General features: G+C 60.4%; 19 protein-coding genes and 1 tRNA gene. 3 read left to right on the top strand and 17 right to left on the bottom strand.

Going from position 1 to position 22788, the window contains the following annotated elements:
* The first annotated feature begins 14 nt into the window (after positions 1 to 14).
* Entirely contained in the window at positions 15 to 1568 is a 1554-nt protein-coding gene (gene nadB, locus GSQ81_RS10220) for an L-aspartate oxidase (protein ID WP_158910660.1), read from the top strand.
* A gap of 58 nt (positions 1569 to 1626) precedes the next feature.
* On the opposite strand, the gene GSQ81_RS10215 is transcribed toward nadB, so the two are convergent.
* The 10 genes from GSQ81_RS10215 to GSQ81_RS10170 form a co-directional block, all read right to left on the bottom strand.
* Entirely contained in the window at positions 1627 to 2322 is a 696-nt protein-coding gene (locus GSQ81_RS10215) for an outer membrane beta-barrel protein (protein ID WP_158910659.1), read from the bottom strand.
* A 104-nt stretch (positions 2323 to 2426) separates the two neighbouring features.
* On the bottom strand, positions 2427 to 3758 hold the full coding sequence (locus GSQ81_RS10210) for a nodulation protein NfeD (RefSeq protein ID WP_158910658.1): 1332 nt from the start codon (positions 3756 to 3758) through the stop codon (positions 2427 to 2429).
* Positions 3755 to 5359, bottom strand: a complete 1605-nt coding sequence (locus tag GSQ81_RS10205; RefSeq protein ID WP_254060109.1) for a tetratricopeptide repeat protein — start codon at positions 5357 to 5359, stop codon at positions 3755 to 3757. Before GSQ81_RS10205 ends, GSQ81_RS10210 begins: the two co-directional genes overlap by 4 nt.
* A 108-nt stretch (positions 5360 to 5467) precedes the next feature.
* Positions 5468 to 7093 carry a glycosyltransferase family 39 protein gene (locus GSQ81_RS10200; protein ID WP_254060108.1) on the bottom strand — a complete coding sequence of 542 codons (1626 nt, stop codon included), beginning with the start codon at positions 7091 to 7093 and terminating at the stop codon, positions 5468 to 5470.
* A gap of 4 nt (positions 7094 to 7097) precedes the next feature.
* A complete protein-coding gene (locus GSQ81_RS10195) occupies positions 7098 to 7421 on the bottom strand; it encodes a DUF3467 domain-containing protein (RefSeq protein ID WP_158910657.1) in 324 nt (107 codons plus the stop codon).
* A gap of 48 nt (positions 7422 to 7469) precedes the next feature.
* Positions 7470 to 7554, bottom strand: a tRNA-Leu gene (locus GSQ81_RS10190).
* 63 nt (positions 7555 to 7617) lie between these two features.
* Positions 7618 to 8280: a trans-aconitate 2-methyltransferase gene (locus GSQ81_RS10185; RefSeq protein ID WP_158910656.1), complete on the bottom strand. Its 663-nt coding sequence runs from the start codon at positions 8278 to 8280 to the stop codon at positions 7618 to 7620.
* Between the two features lie 8 nt (positions 8281 to 8288).
* Positions 8289 to 9134: a hypothetical protein gene (locus GSQ81_RS10180; RefSeq protein WP_158910655.1), complete on the bottom strand. Its 846-nt coding sequence runs from the start codon at positions 9132 to 9134 to the stop codon at positions 8289 to 8291.
* Between the two features lie 133 nt (positions 9135 to 9267).
* Positions 9268 to 11106, bottom strand: a complete 1839-nt coding sequence (locus GSQ81_RS10175; RefSeq protein WP_158910654.1) for a glycoside hydrolase family 57 protein — start codon at positions 11104 to 11106, stop codon at positions 9268 to 9270.
* A gap of 186 nt (positions 11107 to 11292) precedes the next feature.
* Positions 11293 to 12405, bottom strand: coding sequence for a BON domain-containing protein (locus GSQ81_RS10170; RefSeq protein ID WP_158910653.1), 1113 nt, complete (start codon positions 12403 to 12405; stop codon positions 11293 to 11295).
* 373 nt (positions 12406 to 12778) lie between these two features.
* On the opposite strand from GSQ81_RS10170, the gene GSQ81_RS10165 reads away from it, so the two are divergent.
* Positions 12779 to 13168, top strand: a complete 390-nt coding sequence (locus GSQ81_RS10165; RefSeq protein ID WP_158910652.1) for a YtxH domain-containing protein — start codon at positions 12779 to 12781, stop codon at positions 13166 to 13168.
* Between the two features lie 79 nt (positions 13169 to 13247).
* Complete coding sequence (locus GSQ81_RS10160) at positions 13248 to 13832, top strand: hypothetical protein (protein ID WP_158910651.1); 585 nt, start codon at positions 13248 to 13250, stop codon at positions 13830 to 13832.
* Between the two features lie 6 nt (positions 13833 to 13838).
* On the opposite strand, the gene mnmA is transcribed toward GSQ81_RS10160, so the two are convergent.
* From mnmA to GSQ81_RS10125, 7 genes are all read right to left on the bottom strand, one after another.
* On the bottom strand, positions 13839 to 14951 hold the full coding sequence (gene mnmA, locus GSQ81_RS10155; protein ID WP_158910650.1) for a tRNA 2-thiouridine(34) synthase MnmA: 1113 nt from the start codon (positions 14949 to 14951) through the stop codon (positions 13839 to 13841).
* Positions 14952 to 15091: 140 nt separating this feature from the next.
* Entirely contained in the window at positions 15092 to 15937 is an 846-nt protein-coding gene (locus tag GSQ81_RS10150; RefSeq protein ID WP_158910649.1) for an isocitrate lyase/phosphoenolpyruvate mutase family protein, read from the bottom strand.
* A gap of 501 nt (positions 15938 to 16438) precedes the next feature.
* Positions 16439 to 16861 carry a c-type cytochrome gene (locus GSQ81_RS10145; protein ID WP_158910648.1) on the bottom strand — a complete coding sequence of 141 codons (423 nt, stop codon included), beginning with the start codon at positions 16859 to 16861 and terminating at the stop codon, positions 16439 to 16441.
* A gap of 240 nt (positions 16862 to 17101) precedes the next feature.
* Entirely contained in the window at positions 17102 to 18370 is a 1269-nt protein-coding gene (locus tag GSQ81_RS10140) for a cation:proton antiporter (RefSeq protein WP_158910647.1), read from the bottom strand.
* A gap of 24 nt (positions 18371 to 18394) precedes the next feature.
* Positions 18395 to 19504: an alpha/beta fold hydrolase gene (locus GSQ81_RS10135; protein ID WP_158910646.1), complete on the bottom strand. Its 1110-nt coding sequence runs from the start codon at positions 19502 to 19504 to the stop codon at positions 18395 to 18397.
* Between the two features lie 79 nt (positions 19505 to 19583).
* Positions 19584 to 20675 carry an acyltransferase gene (locus GSQ81_RS10130; protein WP_254060107.1) on the bottom strand — a complete coding sequence of 364 codons (1092 nt, stop codon included), beginning with the start codon at positions 20673 to 20675 and terminating at the stop codon, positions 19584 to 19586.
* A gap of 126 nt (positions 20676 to 20801) precedes the next feature.
* Positions 20802 to 22739 carry a M61 family peptidase gene (locus GSQ81_RS10125; RefSeq protein ID WP_158910645.1) on the bottom strand — a complete coding sequence of 646 codons (1938 nt, stop codon included), beginning with the start codon at positions 22737 to 22739 and terminating at the stop codon, positions 20802 to 20804.
* Between the last annotated feature and the right edge of the window lie 49 nt (positions 22740 to 22788).

The raw sequence follows: 22788 nt of genomic DNA, 5'->3' as shown, positions 1-22788 counted from the left end.
AGTAGCATCGAGAGATGGAACAAGTTGATTTTCTTGTAGTGGGTGCGGGAATTGCGGGTCTGAGTGCGGCGATTTGCCTGGCGCGGGTGGGCAGGGTGATGGTCGTCACCAAGGAAGAGCTGGCGGAGTCGAATACAGCTTATGCGCAGGGCGGCATTGCTGTGGCGATGGGAGGCGAGGAGGACGTCGCGCTGCATCTGGAAGACACGATGAGCGCGGGCGATGGCCTGGTGAATCGCGAGGCGGCGGCGGTGCTGGTGGAGCAGGGGCCGCGACGGGTGGAAGAGTTGTTGGCGTGGGGTACGAAGTTCGATCGCGAGAATGGCGAACTGATGCGGACACGCGAAGGGGCGCATAGCCGGTCGCGGATTCTTCATGCGAATGGGGATGCTACGGGTAAAGAGATTGCCGTGTCACTGCTGCGGCATGTGCGGGAGATGGATTCGATTGAGTTGATGGAGTGGACGACCGGCGTCGATCTGCTCGTGGAAGGCGGACGCGTGGCGGGGGCTACGCTGCTGGACGGCGAGGGCGGCGTGCGCGTGGTTCGAGCGAAGGCGGTGCTGCTGGCCAGTGGTGGCGCAGGGCAGGTCTATAGCGACACGACCAATCCGGCGGTAGCTACGGGGGACGGCATTGCGATGGCTTACCGGGCGGGCGCCGAGGTGAGCGATATGGAGTTCTACCAGTTTCATCCCACGGCGTTCAGTGCGCCGGGTGCGCCGCGGTTTTTGATGAGCGAGGCGCTGCGGGGCGAGGGCGCGTATCTGGTGAATGCCAAAGGTGAGCGGTTCATGGAGCGGTATCATCCGCTGCTGGAGCTGGCTCCCAGAGATGTGGTGGCGCGGGCGATCACGCACGAAGGGATGGATGGCGAGGTTTATCTGGACATGCGCCATGTGAAAAAGGACCTGCAGGCGCGGTTTCCGGGGATCTCGAAGTTTCTGGCGAAGTACAGGCTGGAGTTAGGACGGGATTTGATCCCGGTGCGTCCAGCAGCCCACTACCTGATGGGCGGCATAAGGACGGATGTGCATGGACGGAGTTCGCTGCCGGGGCTTTATGCAGCGGGCGAGGTGGCTTGTACGGGAGTGCATGGAGCGAACCGGCTGGCCAGCAATTCGCTGCTGGAGGGGCTGGTGTTTGGGGTGCTGGCGGCGGAGGCGATGATCGCCAATGACGGCGTGGAACAGGAGCGAGTTGGCGGGGAACAGGTCGCGGAGACAACAACCGCTGTGGCAGGTTCCGTTACCGGAGAGAAGGCTACGGAGCGGTGGATTGCAGAGCTGCGGGATTTGATGTGGAAGTACGCCGGGCTGCTGCGTGATGCGAATGGATTGCACGAGGCCCAGCGTGGTCTGGATGCGCTGGCGGTGACGATGCCGCGAGGGATGTTCCGGCGAGCGTTGGAGGCACGCAATCTGCATACCGTGGCTGGATTGATCGTTGCTGCGGCGCTGGGACGGGAGGAGAGCAGGGGAGCGCATTACCGGAACGACTTTCCGGGGAGAGACGCGGCAGCGCGGCACTCGGTGATGGCGAAGGGGCGGCTGGAGTTTGTAGCTTAAAGTTTTCAGCCCAGCGAAGGATGATTTCGCCGGGCTGCGGATAACTTCTGGAAGTGAATTAGAAGCGGAGGTAGAAACCGACACCAGGCTCGTAGGTCGAGGTGTGGTGAAGGATGGTCAGGTAGTTCTGTCCAAAGTCAGGGGCGAGGAAGAAGACCTGGCGGAACTGGGCGCGGAGACCGAAGTGGGGTGAGATCGCGTCCTCGACTCCGGCCGAATAGTAGTAGGCCGCACGGGCCTGTTCGCGGAGTGACTGGCCACCGAAGGTAGTAGGGCGGAAGGCGATGGTGCCAAGTCCGGCAGAGAGGAATGGCTGCAACGTGAACAGCTTCGGCGTATGGGCGACGTAGCCCAGGGTGTACTCGGAGGCATTGGTCTGAACGCCCGCTGTAGCCGCGCCGCCGCTTGTGGGAGAGCCGAAGGGGGTGAAGGTCTCGGTGTAGCGAGCGTAGGTGTAATTGCCTTCAAAGCCGACGTAGGGAGATTTGACGTAACGGATAGTGATCAGCGCGCCGAGAGTGTTTCCGGTCGAGAGATCGACGGTGAGAGGGTTTCCATTGGCGTCAGTGGGCCCGCTCTTGGGGATGCCGCTGCCGCTGCCGTTGAACTGGCCGATGCCGTTGACGCTGAAGTCAATGCGGTCGAGCTGTTTCTGGAGGGCGGGGGATTGGGCCTTTGCGGTTGGTGTCGCCAGAGTTGCGAGCAGGCAAAGCGAAACACTCCAGACACAGGACAGGCGGGACACATTCAACATCGAGACGAGACTCCCTTGGATCGTAGGATCGTACTTTTGGCTAGTTACTTTTAGCGCGAACTGATACTCATTTCAGTTTACCTCGGTTGCCGTGGTGGTGCGGCTCAGGAGGGGGTGGAATCTCCAGCGGCCTCGACGATCAGGGTGAGGCCCTCGACGCTGCGTACGAGGACGGTGGCCCCGGCGGGCAGCGTGGCATGGTTGCGGAGAGAGGCTTGCCATAGCTCACCACGGATTTCGACCTGACCATTGGGGGTAAGTGGAGTCTGTGCGACGGCGGTGGCTCCGAGCATGGCCTGAGGACCAGTGAGGACTTTGCCGCGACGGGCGCGCAGGGCGATCCAGGCGAGGCCGAAGGAGATGGCCCCGAAGCCGATGCCCGCGCCGACTGCGGTGCCGGTGTGGACCTGTAGTTCCGGGACGGAGGAGCTGACCAGCGTAGCTAAGCCGAAGACAAGGCAGATGGTTCCCGAGAGGGCCAACATGCCGTGGCTGGCGAACTTGGTTTCGAGCACCATCAGAATGACGGCTGCGATCAGCAGAAGGACTGCCGTGTGGCGGATGGGCAGGAGGTTCAGGCCGAAGAGGCTGAGCAGAACGAGTAGGGTTCCGATGGAGCCGGGGATGATGGTTCCGGGAACGTTGAATTCGAGATAGATCAGCAGGCCGCCGAGCACAAGCATAAGGACAGCGAGGTTGGGATCGGTGAGGCGGGTGAGGAGCCGCTCACGCAACGAGGGCGCGATTGTGGTGATGGTCGCGCCTTGAAGGTGAAAGGTTTCGGAGCTGCCGTCAAAGCGCTTGATCTCGCGGCCGTCGAGCGAGGACAGCAGCGTCTGGTCATTATTGGCGATGAGGTCGATGAGTTTGAGGTTGAGGGCCTCCTCATCGCTGTAGGATTTCGAGTTGCGGACGGCGTCTTCGGCGGCCTGTACGTTGCGTCCGCGGCGAGAGACGTAGGAGCGGAGAAAGGCCGCGGCGTCATTTTCGATCTTCTGCTTGAGAATGGCGTCGGGCTCACGGCCTTCTGTAACAGGATGGGAGGCTCCGGCGTTGGTTCCGGGTGCCATGGCGGCTACGTCTGCGGCTTCGAGCAGAAAGAAACCTGCTGATCCGGCACGGCTACCAGTGGGAGAGATATAGACGATGACCGGAACAGGAGATTTTTCGATGGACTCGACCATGACGCGGGTCGATTCGAGCAGGCCGCCCGGAGTGCCGAGTGAGACGATGACCGCGCTGGCGTGGATGCGTGCGGCCTCGTTGAGTCCGCGCTGGAGATAATCGGCGGTGATGGGCTGAACCGTGTCGTGGATGATCAGTTTGACCGCGATCGGCTTGGTGACGGGCTTTGCGGAGTCGGCGCGCGCGGCCACGGGCAGAAGGCAGGAGAGGATGAAGGCGAGTGCGAAGAGGAACTTCAGCGAGGTCTTCATGGGATGCGCTGTCCGCGCGCGAGCAGCGCTTGTCGCATGGCCAGCGCTGCCGGGTCTTTGGGGTCGAGCTTGAGGGCGCTGCTTACATCGGCGGCGGAGGCGTCCATCTGTTTGGCTTCGAGTTCGATCTTGGCGAGAAGAGTGTACGCTCCAGCGGTGGGATGGAGCTTGAGAGAGGTTTGCGCCTCGGCGCGCGCGTTGTCGATGTCGCCGGTGTGTTCGCGTACCTGGGCGAGTCCGGTGTGAGAGTCGGCACTGGCGGGGTCGGCGGTGATGGCCGCCTGAAACTCCTGCTCGGCTTCGGGAATCAGCCCTTGTGTGAGATATTCGTTGCCCGACTGCGTGTATTCAACAGCCTGTTTTGCAGGCGGCAGGTTGGCGAGTCGCATGGAACGCATCTGGTCGAGCTGAAAGGCTGCCTGATGGAAGGAGGCTTCGGAGTAGGTCCTGCGAATGCGCTCCAAGGGGTCGAAGTCGGAGTCGTCGGATGAGGTCGTTGCGGCGTTGGCTGTATCGGCCTTGGGGGTGGCTGCTGGAGAGGGCTTGAGGCTTCTGCCGGAGTGGATGCGCGCCTTGAGCAACGCCGCTTCATTGTCGGCAGGGCGGAGCTTCAGGGTCTCATCGACCTCTCGCTGCGCGCCGGCAAAATCGCCCTGGCGGAGCAGAGATACGGCGAGGTTGTAGTGATAGTCCGCGTCATTGGGGTCGGCGGTGGAGGCGCGCTGGAAGAGGGGAACGGCGTTGTGGCCCTGACGGCTGGCGGCGACGCCCTGGTTGTTGACGACCTCGGGAAGCGGAAGACGGCTGGCAACGAAGCCGAATGCTGTCTCGGCGTCGGCATATTTGCCGGAGTTGAAGCGGGCGAGGCCGAGATAGAAGCCGGCTTCGAGCGCGCGGCGGTCGCTGTGAGGAACCTTGGCGAGGGTGGCGGCAGCCTGATCGTATTCGCGCTGGGTGAACTGCGCCTTGCCCAGCGCAAGCAGAGCGGCAGCGTAATTGGGCGTCAACGCAATGGCCATCTGGAGACGCTTGATCTGCTCCTGTGGCGATGCTGCACTGATGCCGCGAATGTAGTTCTCAAACGAGTTGAGGGGAACGCCACCTGCAGCGGCGAGAAAAGTTTGCTGCGCGACGTTGAAGTGGGGATCGATGCGTTTTGCGATCGTCCATGCAATGGAGTTTTCGACGTCGAACAGGCGCGGCAGATCGCTGGAGTCAGCGAGTGGCTGCGACAGACTGAGCTTGTCGACGTTCAGAATCTGCGCCTGCACATTAATGCGGTTGTTACTAACCGTGTAGCTGCCCACGATGACGAAGTTGGCGTCGAGCGTCTGGGCGATGCGGATGGTCGTGGCACGGGTGGGCTTGAAGTCGACAGGCAGACCAAGATGGTCGAGCGCGAACTGGCGGTCGTCAGTGGAGAGAGTAAGGAACCCGGCTGAGGTGAGGCGCTGATTCAGCGTGTCGGGGAACGAGTCACCGATCCAGTCGAGATTGGGCTGGCCGGAGCGGTTGTCGAAGGGGAGCACAAGGACGACGCGGCCCATCGCCTGAGGCGGTTCAGCGTCAGCAGCGTTTTGTGCCGCATGTGCGCGGGGCAAGAGGCCAAGGGAGCAGCACAGGAGGAGTGCAGCGGGCAGCCATTTTTTTCGGAGAATCGAGCGCAGGTTTAACGGTCTCAGCACAGCTATGAGTATAGAGCTTGGACGTTAGCGCGGCAGCGTGAGCGATGCGTCTACCGAGCGGGGGAAGCGAAGGACGGCGGCCCACTCGCCCTTGCGGTGAGCCTGCCAGACGACCTCTCCGTGCAGAAGGGCTGCGGCGGCGGCGGGATGCATGTCGTGGTGGAAGTCGAAGAACTTCGTGTCTTCGGATTCGTTTGGCTTGCCGAGGTTGATGGTGCCGGGTGGTGGCTCCCATTTAGTAGAGAAGATGAAGGCGGTGTCGTAGGCTCCGGGGTCGGCTGCGGCTTTCTGCATCTGCTCGATGGAGAAGTTGGGAATGGCTACGGTCTTGATGGAGTGGTGGGTGTAGCCGATCTCGGGACGGGAGAGTTCGGACGTTGCGGGCCATGCAGTGAGGACGGTGGCCTGAGGGTAGTTGTGCTCGATGAACTGGACGGCCTGCTGGTGCAGAACGATCATGTCGCGGTAGGTGAGGTTGTCTTCCGGCGCGAAGGCATAGGGTGGATTGATCCAGATACCGCTAAGGAAGGCCGCTGTACTGAGCGCGGCGATGAGCCACCACTGGCGCAGATGACGGCGCCATGTCGAGACGCAGAGGAGCAGCACCAGAGGGTACATCGGCAGAAGATAGCGGGTGAGCAGCGCTCCGCCGAGGATGGAGAAGGCGATCCAGTTGGCGAGAAGGATGACGGCGATGGCCTTGAGCGCGGATTTGCGAATCGCTTGTGGAGCCGCGGGGGATGTTACTGGAATCAGGAAGACGGCTACTGTGGCAACGACCGGGACGAACAGGTTCATGTGCGTCGTCAGGTGCAGGAAGCGGTGCCAGAGGCAGAGAGCAATGCGGTAGGCGCTGAGGTTCGCGGTGGCGTTGTAGCGGAGAAACTCGGGGTTGCCGAAGATGAAACCGGTGCGGTGGTAATGGTAGGCGTACCAGGCTACGAGCGGTGCGATGGGGAAGAGGAGCGCAGCCAGCCAGCGCAGGGTTTCGCGTCTGCTGGAGGCTTTGTCTTGGGTTTGCAGGAAGAGGATTGCCTCCCATAGCGCGAGCGCCGCAGGAGTGATGATCGCGGTCTCTTTGGAGAGGACCGAGAGAGAGAACATGACGGCCGCGAGGATTTGGCTCTTTGTCGTGCTTCGATTTGCCTCGTCGTGGTCGAAGTAGAAGGCGAGGCCCCAGAGAGTGAAGGCGGCGGCGAAGATGTCGGCGTGTGCGAGCGTGCTTTGCGCGAACCATATGGGATAGATTGCGGTAAGGAAGGTGACGACTGCGGCTGCGGTGGCTCCGGCAAGAGTTCGTGTGAGTTTGTAGACGCCGAGAAGGGCCGAGGCGCTGACGATGCAGACGAGCGTTCGCGTGCCGCTGACGACGAATCCCGACAGATGCCACCACGCCGCAAGCAGGATGGAAGGCAACGGTGGATGGGCGTTGGTGACGGTGGTCTGCGGAATGAGGCTGCCGGTGCGGAAGAAGTCCCACGCGGCAGGAATGTAGTAGCCGCCTTCATCCCAGAAATAAGGGAGACGAAGGAGGGTGAGATGGGAGAGATAGACAGCGGCGAAAAAGAGCGGGAAGAGCATCCAGAGGGAGATGTCGCCCGGTGCGGAGTTGCCGGGCCTTGCGCCGCTGAATTTCTCCGGGGTTCGCACTCTCTTAGTGGACGGGGCCGTTGGGCGACGGAGGAACCTGCTCCAGCGTGATCTGGCCGAAGGCCTGTTCGTACTGGGCGAGGTTATGGCCGAGGACGTTCCACAGGGCCTTGGCCTGCTGCGGGCTGAGGTAGATGCCCTCGAAGTTCTTGACATGCAGCTCTTCGGGAGTGTCCTGGGTCATGGTGCCGAAGACGAGGAAGAAGTCCCATACGCTCATGCGGACCTGAACGCTGTTGGCGTAGTCTTCGCGATAGTTCTCGGTGTTGGTGAGTCGGAGTGCGGGCTGTTCAGTCGGCTGGTTGGCCGTGGTCTTGGGCTGGCTCATTTGGATCGCTTTCGAGAGACTGCTTTGTGGGGCGGATGGTAAAGAATTTGGTGCGAAAGAGGGGACTTGAACCCCTATGGATTGCTCCGCCAGATCCTAAGTCTGGTGCGTCTGCCAATTTCGCCACTTTCGCATTGTGTAGGGCTTGTTCATTTGCTGGCTGCGCGGTTTGGATGCGCCATCCACAGCGTACTGGTTAAGGTGGGGCGAATGCAATGGGACTCGATTCGATCTGCCAGAGTTCGGTGGTCAGTAGACCTCCGAGCGAATAGTGATGGACGATGCGTGTCAGTCCGGCTTTGGCGAGGGGCGTGGCGTAGTCGGGGAGGTGAGTCGTGCGGAGACCGGTGATGATGCGGAATGCAAGGTAGAGAGCTCGCACGAGGATGTGTGCGGGGAGACGCATGTGTCCCTCTGGGATGCGGAAGTCGGAGATGAGCCAAAGAGCTTTTGAGGTGAGCGTGGGAGTGATTCGGGCGATGAGGGCTTCTAGATCGGATTGGCTGAGGCAGTCGAGAAAAAAATGGGTGACGACGAGGTCGTAAGCTTCGGTGGGCGCGAAGGTGAGTGCGCTGGTGTGGTGGATTTCAAGGCGTGCGGCGCTGACTTCGCAACGCTTGCTTAAGAGTTGGAGCATGGTCGCGCTGGAGTCTACGGCGTCAACGTGGATGTGAGGGTTGGAGGCCATGAAGGCCGCGAGGAAGCGGCCGTCTCCGTCGCCGAGGACGAGGGCTTTTTTCTGGCCGAGAAGTTTTGGGAGGAAGTGCAGGCGGCAACGTTCCAGGGTACGGCCGAGGGTGAGGTACTCGAGCCAGCGGTAGGGGCGGGCTATGGGGTTGAAGTTGGGATCAGAGTTCATCGAATTCATCAACGGAGAAAGGCGATGAGAAGCATTGGAGTCAGCAGCACCAGATCGGCGGTAGCACGAAGCGTCAGTGGGGAGATGTGGTGGCGACGAGCATGCAGTACGAGCAGAAGAGCGGCAGAGATGACGGTTGCAAGCGGAATTGACCACGGAGCGCGGTGATGGAAGATGGCGAGGATTGTTCCCGCGAGAGCAATGACGATGGCAAAGAGGGGCAGATGGCGGAGAGCGAAGCGGGTAGTGGCGTGGGTAGGGTGATCAGGAGCGGATGAACGTTGGGGATCATGCTCCCATGCGTAGATGAAGAGGCAGTTAAGACTGCAAAGCATCCCCAGAAGAAGCGCTGATGGTAGCAGTGCAAGACGCAGTTCGGGCTGGCGCGCGACGGTGGGGATGAAGGTGGCAGCGGCGAAGAAGATGCCCACGGCGATCTCCTTGGGGAAGCGGTGGGCGCTGCGGGTGGCGTGGATGAGGATGAAGTATCCGAAGAGAAGGCCGCCCAGAATCAGATAGAGGTGGATTGCTTCAGTGGAGAGGCGTAGGAGAAGCGGCGCGAGGGCCGCGGAGGCCAGCAGTATCCCTGTGAGGAAGGCGCTGCGGTGGCGGTGGTGGAAGTAGTGGCGGGCTTCGAGATGTTGCTCCTGCCGGGACTGGCTGTCGAGCAGCCGTGTGTCGAGAAGACGGTCGGCGGCATAGAGCATCCACACAGCGATGAACATCGCGGCGATGGAAGAGAGTGGAAGGCGGATGTGGTCGGCGGCAGCGATAAACCATACCCACAGAGCGGCGATGGTGGGTGCATCGAGCGAGAGAAGATGCCACAGTACGAGCGGAGAGCGGCGACTCATGGATCGGGGTTTTGTTGCTGGTGTCAGCGTTGGTTGCGTCGAGGTTGACGATGCGAGAGCCACACTCTTATTTTAGGCGCGAAAAAAGGAGCAACTCAAAGGGAGCTGCTCCTTCATTGCTATTGCGCCTGAATCAAGCGGTCGCAGCGTCTGCGGCAGGTGCAGGCGTTGCTTCGGCGTGAATCCTCGCTAGGCCTTCCGCTTCGCGGACCTGATGGGCTCCGGCAACCCATAAACCGGGGTCGATGTCAGGGAAGACGCTGTCGCGCAGTTCGATCTCCGCGAGGCGAGTCTCCTGCGTCGGCGTGAGGCTGCCGCTCGATTCAAAGCCCTGCCAGATGGCTTTGACCTCGTTGAACTGGTCGTTGTGCGTGAGGAAGCGAATTTCCGCGTAGTCGCGAGCAGCGCCTGTCGTGATGAGGAACTGCCAGTCTGAGGACTCGAGTAGCAGCAGCTCGCGGCAGAGCTGTTGCATGATGCGCTTGCCCAGCGCGGACTTGCACCAGTGGCCTGCAGTACAGACGTCGCGGGTGTAAAGCTCGGCGGGATAGATGTGGGTGTAAGTCCACGAGGTCTCGGGGTTCATCCAGACATGGTTGTTGCCCTCGGCTCCCCATGAGCCTTCGTGCATGGCGATGAAGCCTGCGCGAGGATAACGGTCCAGATATTCGGCGCAACTGATGAGCTGGATGCCCGTGTTATGGTCGTGGATGCTGCGAGCGACAGCCTCGAGCCACAACGTCCCCTCAAACCACCAGTGGCCGAAGAGCTCTGCGTCAAAGGGAGAGCAGAGAATCGGCGGAATGGCATCGTTGAAGCCCGACTGGAGCGCCTCCCACACGAGATGGACGTAGTTGGCGGCGTGAGACTTCACGCGCTCTGCGGCCTCCTGCGGGTAGTAGGGCTGCTTGTCGCCCATGTCGACCTTGGGGCCGGTAACACGCCAGTAGCGATGACCGCCCGGCCAGCGTTTTTTGTGGAAGTCGAGATAGGTACCGTCGCCGGGATAGCCGCTCTCGCCGGACCAGACCTGGACACCGGTACGCGGATCGCGAGGAAAGATGGTGGTGGCGTGGGCTTTATCGTAGGGGCCGTCGACGTAATAAGGCTGGTAGAGGCGGCGGTAGTCGCGGTGCGTCATCTGCTCAGTCTGTTCGTCGGTCGGAACGGCACCGTTCTTCAGTTCGTAAGGCGAGGGAACGCGATGCGACTCTTCGACGAGGTGCGTATCGACGAAGAAAAAATCGATGTTGGATTCAGAGAGCGCCTGCTCGACGCCGATGCGGTCGAAGCCCGGAGGTGTCGGTGTGCCGTCTGCATTGGCCACGGGATAGTTCCAGAAGCCAGCGGGACGATAGCCGCACTCGGGAGCCCAGATGCCCTTTGGGTGCTGACCGATGTGGCGGATGTGGGTCGTGACAGCAGTGCGAATCTGCGCACGAACGCTCTCGTCGGTGCCCAGCAGCGGCATGTAGCCGTGGGTGGCGCCGCAGGTGATGATGTCGATCAGGCCGATGTCGTTGAAGTGGCGGAAGGCCTTGATGATGTTCTGGTCGAAGTGGTTGAAGTCTTCGAGCGCCTGCGAGAAAAAGCGATGCCAGAAGCGCGCGGTCTCGGCGTAGTGGGCCTCGCCGGACTGCGTGAAGAACGCCTCGTCTTCCTGCGCGGCGACGATCTTTCGCCCGAGATACTTCGGGAACTCCGCGATGAACACGGGGTGCGAGAGTTGTTCGAGCAGGATGGGAGAGAGATTGAGATTGCAGTTGAAGCGGATCTTGTCGCGTTCAAGATTCTTTAAGACGCGAAGCAGCGGCAGATATGTTTCGGCGGCAGCCTCGTGCAGCCACTCCATGCCATGTGGCCAGGTGCCGTGGTTGACGACGTAGGGCAGGTGAGCATGCAGGGTGAAGGTGAGAAACCCTGATGGCTTCTTCGTAATGTTAACCGTGGTGTTAGGCGATGCCTTCGTCAAGACGGAGTACCTCAAAGAAGTAAATTTCTTTCGGTAAAAGAAGCATCGTGCATGGGTTTTTCTGGCCCGCTGATACCAAGTTTACACGAAGGGTGCGCAGGAAAATATCGATCAGGAGTGGCGGCGAATACCTTGCCGCCACGTGGATAGGGACGATGAAGCTGAACCAGCGATTGGGTGCGCCTGCTATTGCTGCTGAGAATCAGGCCGTTGCTGGAGGTTGGGGTTATCTGGGCTATCGGATGCGTTTCGTGCACTGTTGTTGGAGACGCGGAGAGAGATGGTGTTCGTGAGATGGAAGCGGATCAGGCTTTCCGAGGGAATCTGGACCTGCTCGCCCCGGGTGATGGCGTTGCTTCCGGCACCGACTCCACCACCTGCCGCGGCCCCGATGGCAGCGCCCTTGCCGCCGCCGAAGATGCCGCCGAGGATAGCTCCCACGGCTGCGCCGCCGCCGGTCTTGATGGCTGTGTTCTTGCCGCGTCCCTTGCCCGCCACGCTGTAAGGTTCGGTGGAGAGGGCGACGCCGTCGCCCCGATGGCGTAGGCCGGTGAGTTCAATGGTCAGCAGGGAGTTGCCTTTGAAGTGTGCAGCTTCCTGCACGGCATCGACGCGGCCGGAGACGGCAGCGCCGTTTGGAATGACGACTACGCCATCGATGACGACATCGCTGGCTACCGTGCCGCTGAAGCTGTCACCCTGCTGGGTGCTGGCGCTGTCGAGCGTCTGGGTAATGCGGATGGGCAGCGTCGTGCCTGCGGGAATGTTGACGTCTCGGAAAGCTGGAGCCGCGGGTTTTGCTGGCGGCGGCGGTGGAGGAGATGGTGGCGGCTCGGCCTGAGCCTGTTCCGGAGGAGGAACGCGCTCGATGGGAGCAGGGGAATGAGCAACCGGCTCGGGGCGCGTCTTCTTCTTTACCTGCTCCTTGCGGACGCGAGCGGGCGGAGGTGGAGCGACTTCAGCGGCTTGTGGCGCAGGCTGCTGGGCTGCAGCCTGTTGAACGGCGAGGTTATTGATGACGGTTTTGAGGCCCGCTACCTGGGCAGCGTCCGAAGCGGCGAGAGAGCGAGCGGCTTCACTGCTGACTGTGCCGTTGAGCGTGGCGCTGCCGTCCTGGACCGTGGCTTGAATGGATTCGGACTGAAGCGCGCTATCTCCTGCGATGCGCGTCTGGACTGCGGAGGTGAGGGCGGCATCGTCGGGGGGAGGCGTGGATTTCTTGCAACCTCCAAGGCTGAGTGCTACAGCAAAGACGGCAGCGAACGTAACGGCGCGCGGAAAGGAAACGGCATGGGACACGTACATGGAACCTCGTTGTGGGTAGAGCGATTGCAAACACTGCAACTCACTCTATTGGTTTCAGATGCTTCTATTTAGCTGGTGGCTGTATGAAGAGTTGCAGCCACTGCCGAAGAGTGCTATTTCATAGACGGATCGGAGGGCGCAAGAGTGAGGTTGACGGAGGCAATCCTAAGAGGGCGGTAGAGCGAATGGCGCAACCTATTCCATCGAGAGGGCATCTTTCCCTACAGGCTGCCTGGCGTTAAAGACGCTTCCTCTTGCACGAAAAGGTATGCTTGATATTTGGCAGCGCCCATGAGTTTCTTTCGTCCGCTGGGTTATAAAGGCGGGGACAAGAGTTTGCATTTTCAGACAGACAGGAGAAAAGAATATGTCAGATGACAACAGCGTAGGTGGATTGGGTTGGTTTTTGGCGGGCCTCGGCGTCGGTGCCCTTGTGGGCGTCCTGTATGCCCCGAAGGCAGGTAAAGAAACGCGGGATGATCTCGTAGCCGGCGCCCTCGATGCAAAGGAAAAGGCAGCGGTCCTTGCCCAGCAAGGCAAGGAGCGGGCTGCCGATCTGGCAGCGCAGGGCAAGCAGCAGGTTGGCGAATATGTCGACCGCGGTAAAGAGTACTATGACCGTGGCCGCAACCAGTGGGCAGAGTATGTCGAAAAGGGCAAGGGTCTGGTGCATGAGCAGCAGGACAAGGTTGCCGCCGCGATTGATGCAGGCAAAGATGCCTATGCGAATGTAACGAAAGATCTAGGCAAAGCATAGCTGTAGCCGGGGCCTGATCTCTCGTGGATGGGGATCAGGCCCTGAAATTTTGTGTATTTGAATTTGAAAGAGAGGCTGCATGGTAGCGGCACAATTTGTTCTGTCGGGAATGTGGCTGCAGGATGCCGACTCGATTTCTTCGGGCAACTCCAGGCTGCTGATGGTCTTCGTCGGCATGGTTGCGGCTGCTTTGATTGTGCAGGCGATAGCGCTGGTCGTGATGGCTGTCGGCGCGGCCAAGGCGCGCAAGCGCGTGCTTGCCATTGTGGAGGAAGTTCGAGCCAAGGCAATGCCTGCTCTTGAAAGTACGCAGGACTTCATTGCCAATACCGCCCCGAAGATGATGACGCTTGCCGAGAACCTCGTCGAGACCAGCAACGTGGTTCGCAGCAAGGCTGCGGAGTTCGACGCTACCTTGAGCGATGTCAACAACAAAGCGCGAGTGCAGACAGCGCGCGTGGATGATATTGTCACCACAATTCTGACCGGAACCGCTGAGGCAGTGAATGCGGTCCAGAATGGGATTCGAGTTCCAGTGCGCGAGTTCAACGGGTTAGTGAATGGACTGAAAGCCGGACTGGATGTTCTGGTAGGGCGTGCCAAGGGTTTCGGCAGCGGCCGAACTCGCCCAAGCTATCGGGACAGCAATGACATCGATCTGTAAAGAATCCTAAAAAATCCAACCACCCCCGACGACCTCGTCTTGCTGATAGAAGACGGCGGCCTGGCCGGGGGTGATTGCACGTTGGGGCTCATCGAAGGTGGCGCGGACGGTTCCGTCAGGTCCGGGGCTCAATATGGCCGCTGCGGGTGTGTGGCGGTGTCGCACCTTGATGGTGACGCGGATGTCTTCGGTCAGCTCGGGGATGGAGATCCAGTTGAGGCGGTTGGCGCGCAGGTCGTTGGACATCAGCTCGTCGTTGGAGCCGACGGTGACCTGATGACTGTCCGGATGAATGGCGAGGACGTAGAGAGGATCGGGCGAGGTGAGACCGAGGCCCTTGCGTTGTCCGACCGTGAAACTCTGAATACCTTCGTGGTGGCCGATGACTTCGCCTGAGCTCGATACCAACTCGCCGGAGGAGTCGGGAAGGTCTTCGCCCTGCTCGTCGAGATAGGCCTTCAGGAACGCGTTGTAGTCGCCGCCGGGAATGAAGCAGATCTCCTGCGAGTCGGGCTTCGAGGCGACGTTGAGACCAGCGTCGGAGGCCATCTCGCGCACGGCGGGCTTCTGCATCTCGCCGAGAGGGAAGAGGGTGCGCGAGAGCTGCTCCTGCGTCAGGCCGAAGAGGAAGTAAGTCTGGTCCTTCGTGTGATCGGCAGGGCGCGAGAGAATCCAGCGCTGGCGGGCTTCGTCGAAGTGATTGCGGGCGTAGTGGCCGGTCGCAATGCGGTCAGCGCCGATCTGGCGGGCGGTGGTGAGGAGCTGGTCGAACTTCAGATGATTGTTGCAGAGGGTGCAGGGAATCGGTGTTCGTCCGGCGAGGTACTCGGCTACGAAAGGCTTGACTACGTCGGCTTCGAAACGGTCTTGCTGGTTCACGACATAGTAAGGAATGTCGAGTTGCTCGGCTACATGGCGGGCGTCGTAGACGTCATCGATGGAGCAGCAGCGGCCTTGAACTGCTTCGGGCATTCCCTCGTGGCCGCTGAGGCGGCGCTGGTTCCAGAGCTGAAGGGTGAGGCCGACGAGCGTGTGGCCCTGCGAACGCAGAAGCGCGGCGACAGCGGAGGAGTCGACTCCTCCGGACATGGCTACGGCAATAGTCTGCTGCTCGGGCATACTGCTTCTATTTTCGCAGATATCGCCGGATTAAGGGCTGATAGCGGTTCTCCTCCAGATGCAGTTTTGGTGATTCGAGCAAAACGCAGATTCCCTTCGGGAATGACAAACAAGGGAAGCTACACGTGGGCGAAATCGCTCTAGGTGCGCTGGGCCAGGTCCTTTTGGAAGAAGCCGTTCAGCTCGGCGAAGGTGACTGAGTTGTCCATTCCGGCCATGCTGCTTTGCTCTGCGATTTCGCGGGCGGCGCGGATGAAGCTTGTCCATGCGGTGCGGGCGAGTGCGGAGCCTACGCTGATGCGGCGCACGCCGAGATCGGCCAGTTCGGGAATTTTGAGCCCGGCGCTGGAGGTGAGCAGGACGTTGACCGGTTTAGGATGAACCGCCTTTACGATGGCCTCGATGTCGGCGCGCTTGACTGCACCGGGAGCGAAGAGCACGTCTGCGCCTGCTTCGGCGAAGGCCTCGAGGCGAAGGATGGCTTCGGCCAATGGCTCGGGATGGCCGAGGAGGAAGCACTCCGACCTTGCGACCAGGAGCACGTCTGCGCCGGAGGCCTTGATGGCTGCCTTTGCTGCCTTGATTCTCTCGACGGCGAGCGGCAGATCGTACAGCGGCTCTTCGCGATCGCCGGTGGCGTCTTCGATGGAGAGTCCGGCGACGCCGGTCTCGACGCAGAGGCGAACGTTTTCGGCGACGTCCTCGGGCTCGTTGGCGTAGCCGGATTCAAAGTCGGCGTTGACGGGGAGATCGACCGAGGCGACGATCTCAGCGATGTGCTTGAGCACCTGATCGCGGGAGACGGCCCAATGTGCGTCGGGCAGGCCGCTGGAGAAGGCGAAGCCGCCGCTGGTCGTCGCCAGCGCCTTGAAGCCGAGGCTGCGGAGGTATCGCGCTGAACCTACATCCCAAGGGTTCGGAAGGACGAAGCAGCCGCTCTCGTGGAGCTTTCGGAAGGTGGCCCGGCGGATGGCGAAGTCGGTCATGATCTCTCCTGTTGGGGAAGGCTCCCTATGTAGCGAAAAGAAGTAAGCTGCTTATTTTCAGTGATGTATCAAAATTATGCTTGCTAAAATATTGATTTTAGATGGTTTATCGGTAAAATATTCCATCAAAAGGAGTTACAGGTGGAGCCGGGAACGATTGCTCTTACTTTTTTTATGCTGTTTCTATTTTATCGAGTTGAGTGAAACTAACCTGCAACCTCTATTCGGTTTGTTTTGTTTTAGTTAGATGCTTTTGGGGCTTGACAGATGCTTTTGCTGGATTTTTTAGGGATGAGATTGGTAAGACCAATAAAATCTGTTTGTTAGAGTTCTCCTCCGGAGGGAGTTTTGGCGATTTGAGCAAAACGCAGATTCCCTTCGGGAATGACAAATAAAAGGAAGCCATACCTGAGAAGAAATAGCTATGGAGACAAAATACAGGGATCTCTCCACTCCGCTTCGCTTCGGTCGAGATGACGTACGGTTGGGGCTGGAGCAGGATTACTTTTTGGCGAACGAGCGTACAAGGATGACCATGTTCCAAGTACCGTCTTTGTTCAAACGGTCGCCTTCGCCGGTCATTTGGCCTTTGCCGTTCTTGATGATGTAGAAGATCTCGCCGTCGGTGAGGTCTTTGAGCGCGGCCGGGTCGGTGTAGTCCTTGAGCGGAGGCTTCATGTCGGCGGCGAGGTCGCCTTTGCCGTTGCCGTTTTCACCGTGGCATACGGCGCAGTCATATCCGTACATCTTCTTTGCCTGCGTCTGAGAATCAGCCGTGGGCTTTACCGGATTGACCAGAGTTTTGGCATCCGCCGGCATGGCTGGAGCCGCAGCGGCAGTTGCAGGAATATTTGCGGGAGCCGGTTGCTGGGGCGAGGGAACGAAGAGCAGAAGAGCGGGAAGAGCCAACAAAGGCTTCAACATACGAGCCACCTTACTTGTCGACGGAATCCTATGCCTCAATCGAACCGATGGGAAGCTTTATCTTTTAAGCCTGAGGCCGTAAAGGTCTTAAGAACGGGCAATGACAGGAACAACGGCGAGGGTCTCTCCACTACGGCGCTAAAGCTGTTCCCCTCCGAGTGTAGTCATGCCAGCCCGGGAAGAAACGCAGATTCCCTTCGGGAATGACAACAAAATAGGGCAAATATGATCCGATAAAGATTAGGAGACTGGCAGCTCGTCGGCTGTCGGGGGCGAGGCGGGGGCGAGGACGCGGGCGCGGATCGATGCCGGGAGGATGAGGACGTTGGTGAACAGGATGAGGGCGAAGGTCAGGGACGGGAAGTAGGCAAGGCCGGTCGGGGCGGCCTGAATGACTTCGAGGGCGAGGACCGCGGTGATGAGGCCGCGGGGGATCAGCAGGGTGGCGAACTCGCATTCGCGGTAGGTTGTTCCACGCCAAACGATGCGGCTGCAGAAGACGGCAAGGATGCGCGCGACAAGAAATACACCCAGAATGCCAAGGCTCGGGAGGAGCTGTTTCTTCAATCCGGCGAACTGGATCATCGCGCCGAGCAGGACGAAGAAGAAGCTGCGAACGAGGAACGCCAGTTCGGAGTGGAAGGAGTGGATCTTGTCGCTGTGGCCGGGCGCGAGGATCTCGAACCCGAACCTCTGCATGGAGTTCTGGGGATCGAGCAGGCTGGCCAGCGTGGCGCCGAAGACCATGACGGCGAAGAGGGCGCTGCCGCCGATGGCGTCGGTGATGGAATAGACGATCAGGACGACGGCGAAGGTGAGCACCTGCCAGAACTGCTTGTCGGAGACGCTGGGCAGCAGCCGCACCCAGAGAAATCCGGCGATGATGGCAACGATGAATGCGAGCAGGAACTTGAAGATGAACATGGCGAAGGCGCTGCCGAGGATAGCGCCGCTGCTGCTATGGAGGGACAAGCTTCCACCGCCTGCGAGGCCGAGCAGGACGCCTACGCCGATGGCGCCGAGGCCGTCGCCGAAGGAGGCTTCGATGACGAGCGTGGTCTTGAGGTCGTGGCGCAGGTCGAGCTGGTCCAGGGTTGGGAGGATGATCGAACTGCTCATGCAGGCCAGCGCCGCGGCGACAAGGAGCGACGGCATTCTGGCCATGCTGAGGGCGTGGATGCAGAAATAAGCGACGCCTGCGAAGGTGAGGCCGTAGCTGAAGATCGCCAGCGTCATGCCGGCGGTGAACTGCTTGAGGGCGCGGCGGAGGTCGAGCTCCAGGCCGGCGGCGAAGAGAATCAGGATGAGGGCGACGGTGCCGACTCCGCGGATGAGCTCGGGAAATCGGTCGGCGTTGATCCAGTGCAAGACGGGGCCCAGAACAATTCCGCAGATGAGCAGGACGATGACGTCGGGCACGCGGGTGCGGCGGGAGAAACGATTGGTCACGAAGGCCAGAACGAGCAGGCCGCCGAGCAGTCCCAGAAAATTGGTGAGAGTTAAGGTCACAGGTTACAGACTACTTGTTATGCGCTATTTGGACTGGGTCTGGCGGAGGAAGTCGGCCATGTAGTCCTTCCAGACGGTGGCCTGGGTGTGGGTTCCATGGCCTCGGGTGGCGTCGGAGATGGGGATGAGGATGAACTTTGCGTTGGGCATGAGGTTCACCATTTTTTCTGCGATGCCCAGCTCAGGTGGGTTGATGAAGTCGTCGGCGGAGTTGATCCAGAGGACGGGAACGGTGATGGTGCTGAGCTTGGCGCTGGGGTCGTAGTCGCGTGAGGCGTCGAGGTAGTAGATGAAGTCGTTGGCGTCGGTGTTAGCGGTGCTGCGGGCGAGGGAGCGGTCGGCGTAAGCTTCGGCGGCGGCGCGGGTGGGCGCGGCCTTCTGCATCTGGAGCGGGCTGGAGCCCATGACGAGGAGTAGTTCGTTGGCGGCGCGGAGACCGACGACGGGTTCGGTGGTGTAGTCGCCGTTCTTCCAGGCGGGATCGTTCTTAATGTTTTCGATGGCCATGTAGCGCATCATGCGGTTGCGTCCGGCGATTTGAGTCGGGAGGCAGGCCATGGGCATGAGGGCGTCGGCGAAGCCGGGGTATGTTTCGCCCCAGACGAAGGACTGCATGCAGCCCATGGAGGTTCCGAAGATGAGGCGGAGGTGATCGACGTGGAGGCCTTCGAGGAGCATGGTGTGTTGGCTGGAGACCATGTCGTCGTAGTCGTAGTGCGGGAAGCGCGTGCGGAGGCCGTCGCTGGGCTTGCTGGACTGGCCGTGGCCGATGTCGTCGGGGAGGATGAGGTAATACTTCGTGATGTCGAGGGGCTGGCCGGGGCCGAAGAGGATGTTGGAGAACTGCGGGGCGAGGAGCGAGTGGGCGTCGCCGCCGGTGCCGTGGAGGAGGAGGATGGCGTTATCGATGTGGCCTGCGGCGTTGCGGTGCGGTGTGCCGAGGGTGAGGTAGTGGAGCTTCAGTTCGGGGAGGGTTTCTCCGGTGCGGAAGCGAAAATTTTTGATGAGGTAGGTGCCGTCCTGCGTGGGCCATGTGATGGTGGCGGGAGGCGTTTGCGCCGAGGGCGCTGACATGGTTTGTGCGGAGCCTGCAAGGGCCGAGAAGAGGAAGAGAGCAACGGCTGCGAGGCGCATAGGGTTTCCTCGATTGGTGGGTTCAATTGGAACTGAAAAGCGACGTAAGTACAACAGCAAAGGATCGATGCCTCGCCACTCACCACTTCGCCCGCAGATACGATCGTACCGGCTTGTCATAAGCCACCATCACTATGTACGCAAACGCCACCATTGTCACCACTCCGCACACAACCGCTGGCGCCAGTTCTCCCGTTGCCAGTTTGTGTTTGCCGACAAAGTCTGCCCAAATCCAGATCACGGAGTAATGAGTCATATACAGCGGATAGGATAGGTCCCCCGAGAACCGGCAAAGCCGTTCTATCCGAGGCGATACCTTTGCCCCCGCACCGAGTGCCACCAGCAGCGGAAAATACACCACAATCACCGCCACCTCTCGTACCCATCCGCCCTTCGCATACGGCATCACAAACGCGAGCATGAGCAGTACACTTAACGCCCCAAAGCCAAGCCGCGTCCGCAGCCGCCACCCCATCCGGTACACGAGTAGTCCCGCCATAAACGAGAACGTGACCCGGGCCCCACCGTCCCAAAAGGTATGCACGTTCCATCCGCCGAATAAGTTTCCCGCCCGGTGTCCCACCCAGCACAGCAGCACCGCTGCCGCCACCGTTAGCACCACCAGCACATTGCGCTTCATCCGGTACAGCACCACACCAAACACCACATTGGCCACGTACTCCCAAAATAGTGACCACCCTGGCGCATCGAGGCCGAAGATGCTTCCTCCCCGTTGCGTTATCGCACCGTAAGGAATCATCAAGAGGGACGCCGCAACGATGAGCGCCATCTTTCCCGGGCCATACCCCGGCGTCACCCCAAACGGATTTGCATAAAATGCAATGAGCCCAAGCACCGTCCCAAAGACGACCAAAGGATGCAGCCGAATCAATCGCGCCTTCAGGAACTTTCCCAGTCCCATCTTGCCCAGGCGGTCGTCATACGCATACCCCATCACAAAACCGGAGAGGCAAAAAAAGAAGTCCACCGCCAGCCAGCCATGCCCAATCCAAAGCTTGCTGTAGTTCCAAATCACCATCTCGAGAAAGTGGAAGGTCACTACTGCCACGGCGGCTACGCCGCGCAAACCATCCAGCACTACAAAATGCGGCCTTGTCGTGCTGACCTCTGCCGTCGCCACCGCCGCTCCCGAGGTCTCCGTCATTCCCATCGCGCACCCTTTCACTCGGTTTACCGCCGCATGCTTCTATAGCGGAACTGCACAATCCTAGCTTATGAGGGTGTTAGCGAAAACTTTTGCGTCCTCTTTTTTGAGTTGAGCTTTGTAACGGTTTTCTTACTCGGCTTTTGCGGGGGCGGTTTGGGGTGTGGTGAGAGGCTTCGTGATGTCGTCGAGGAAGTCGGGTGTGCCTTCGATGCGCTGGAGCGAGGGGTAGCGTTCGCCGCCGTGGTAGTTGATGTCGGTGAGGGTGACGAATTGATCGGTTTGCAGGATGAGGTGGATCGGTGCGGCGTTGTCTTTGGATTGTTTGATGGCGGCCTTGACCGCGTCGGAGGAGAAGATGATTCCATCGACGGCGATGATCTTTTGGCCGGGAGCGAGTTTGGCGTTGTCGGCTGGGCCTCCCCAGCGAATGTCGGTGATGGTGCCATCGTTCTTGATGCGGAGACCGAGGGAGTACCAGACGTCGGGGCCGGGATGATCCTTGCGTGCGGAATTCATGGTCGTCTGGGATTTGCTGGGCTTGTCGGTGTAGACGAGCTTATAGCCGCCCTGTTCGATGCCGGAGAGGTCGGCGTGGGGGTTGATCGTGTCGATGTGCTCGTGGATGAAGGTTGCCCAATCGTATTTGACGACCTGGTTGAGATCAGCGACGAGCTCGTCGCGGTTGTAGGTGACGATGAGTGGGCCGGTATTGCCGCCCTTGCCGAGGAAGATGTGCTCGAAGTCGTTGAGAGATTTTTTGTTGTTCGTGAGCTTGCGGATGGTGGTGTCGGCATCAAGCCAGAAGAGTTCGCCCTCCTGGTAGTAGTCCTGGCCGCGCTTCCAGTTTGACCATGCGGGGTTGCCGCCGCGAAGGATGCTGGCGGCGATGGCGGTGTCTTCGGTGTTGCGCCAGACGCGGCCGGGTTTGTTATCGAGGTTGGCGGCGGAGATGGCGAGTTGGTCGCGGTATTGCGCTTGCGACTTGAGGCCGGAGCGGGCGGCGAGGACGTTGCCGAGATATTGAGTCATGCCTTCGTAAACCCAGAGCAGCGAGCCTTGCTGCATGGTGGCGAAGTCGGTCTGGTAGAGGTTGAAGGGGCGACGGTATTTGCCGTTCCAGGAGTGGGTGAACTCGTGCGAGAGGAGGTCGGAGTCGATGAGTTGGTGATCGGCGTCGGAGAAGGTCTTTTCGTCGACGCCGTTGTTGGAGGACTGGCCGTGCTCGAGACCCTCGCCGTCGGTTGCGTCGGAGAGGGTGAGCAGGAAGTGGTAGACGTGATAGTGGCGCGGGCCGTACATCGCTCCGGTCTCGCGGACGAGGTTGGAGATTTCGGCGAGGAGTTCGGGGCGGAGTTCGGAGTCTTCGGGGGCGTCGGCGACCACGTCGATGTAGTGCTTGGGCGTGACCTCGGGTGCGAGGGGGAACTCGTGGAAGTATTGGCCGGTGATGACAGGGGAGTCCTGAAGCTGCTCGACGGTGGTGGCTGCGTAGTTGGTGGTGGTCGCGCCGGGGGTGGTAGTGTGGTCGGCTTGATCGACTCCGGTGTTGGCGGTGGTCGGTGCGCCGGTGCCGATGGAAGTGAGCGCGGTGCCGATGCCCCAGCCTGCAGGAACGGTGACGGAGGGCTGGATGGGGATATTGGCGACGGGAGTGTTGGCGGGATAGAGGAGCAGCTTTTCCCACTCGAGGACGGCGAACTTCGAGGCGACGCGGGAGGTGACGATGCAGTCGAGGTGAGCGTGGAGGGTGGTGACTCCGGCGGGGATGATGAGGTGGAACTCGTAGAGATTGGTGTCGTCGCGGCGCCAGGGCAGGGTTTGGCCGTTGGCGGTGAAGACGACTCCTGTGATGTCTTCGGCGGGGCCGGTGGGGCGGTGGTTGCCGGGAATCCACTCTGGCGTAATGAGGGTGAGCGGGCCGGGAGAGACGGGGATCTCGATCTCGGCGTGGTAGAGCTTGCGGGGAGCCTCGGAGAGATCGGCGGTGATGCGGATGGGGGGCTTTTGCGCGATGGCGGGGAAGGCAAGAAGAAGGGAGAACGCGAAGGGGAGGATGCGAAGGTTCAAGGTCGGGGCCCTCTCAGTAATTCAGAGTTGGAAGCTGGATGAGCGAGGA

Origin of the sequence: Granulicella sp. L56, from assembly GCF_009765835.1 — a bacterium.
Lineage (GTDB): Bacteria > Acidobacteriota > Terriglobia > Terriglobales > Acidobacteriaceae > Edaphobacter.
Note: the sequence above shows the minus strand (reverse complement) of the source record. Positions and strands in the feature narration are given on the sequence as shown.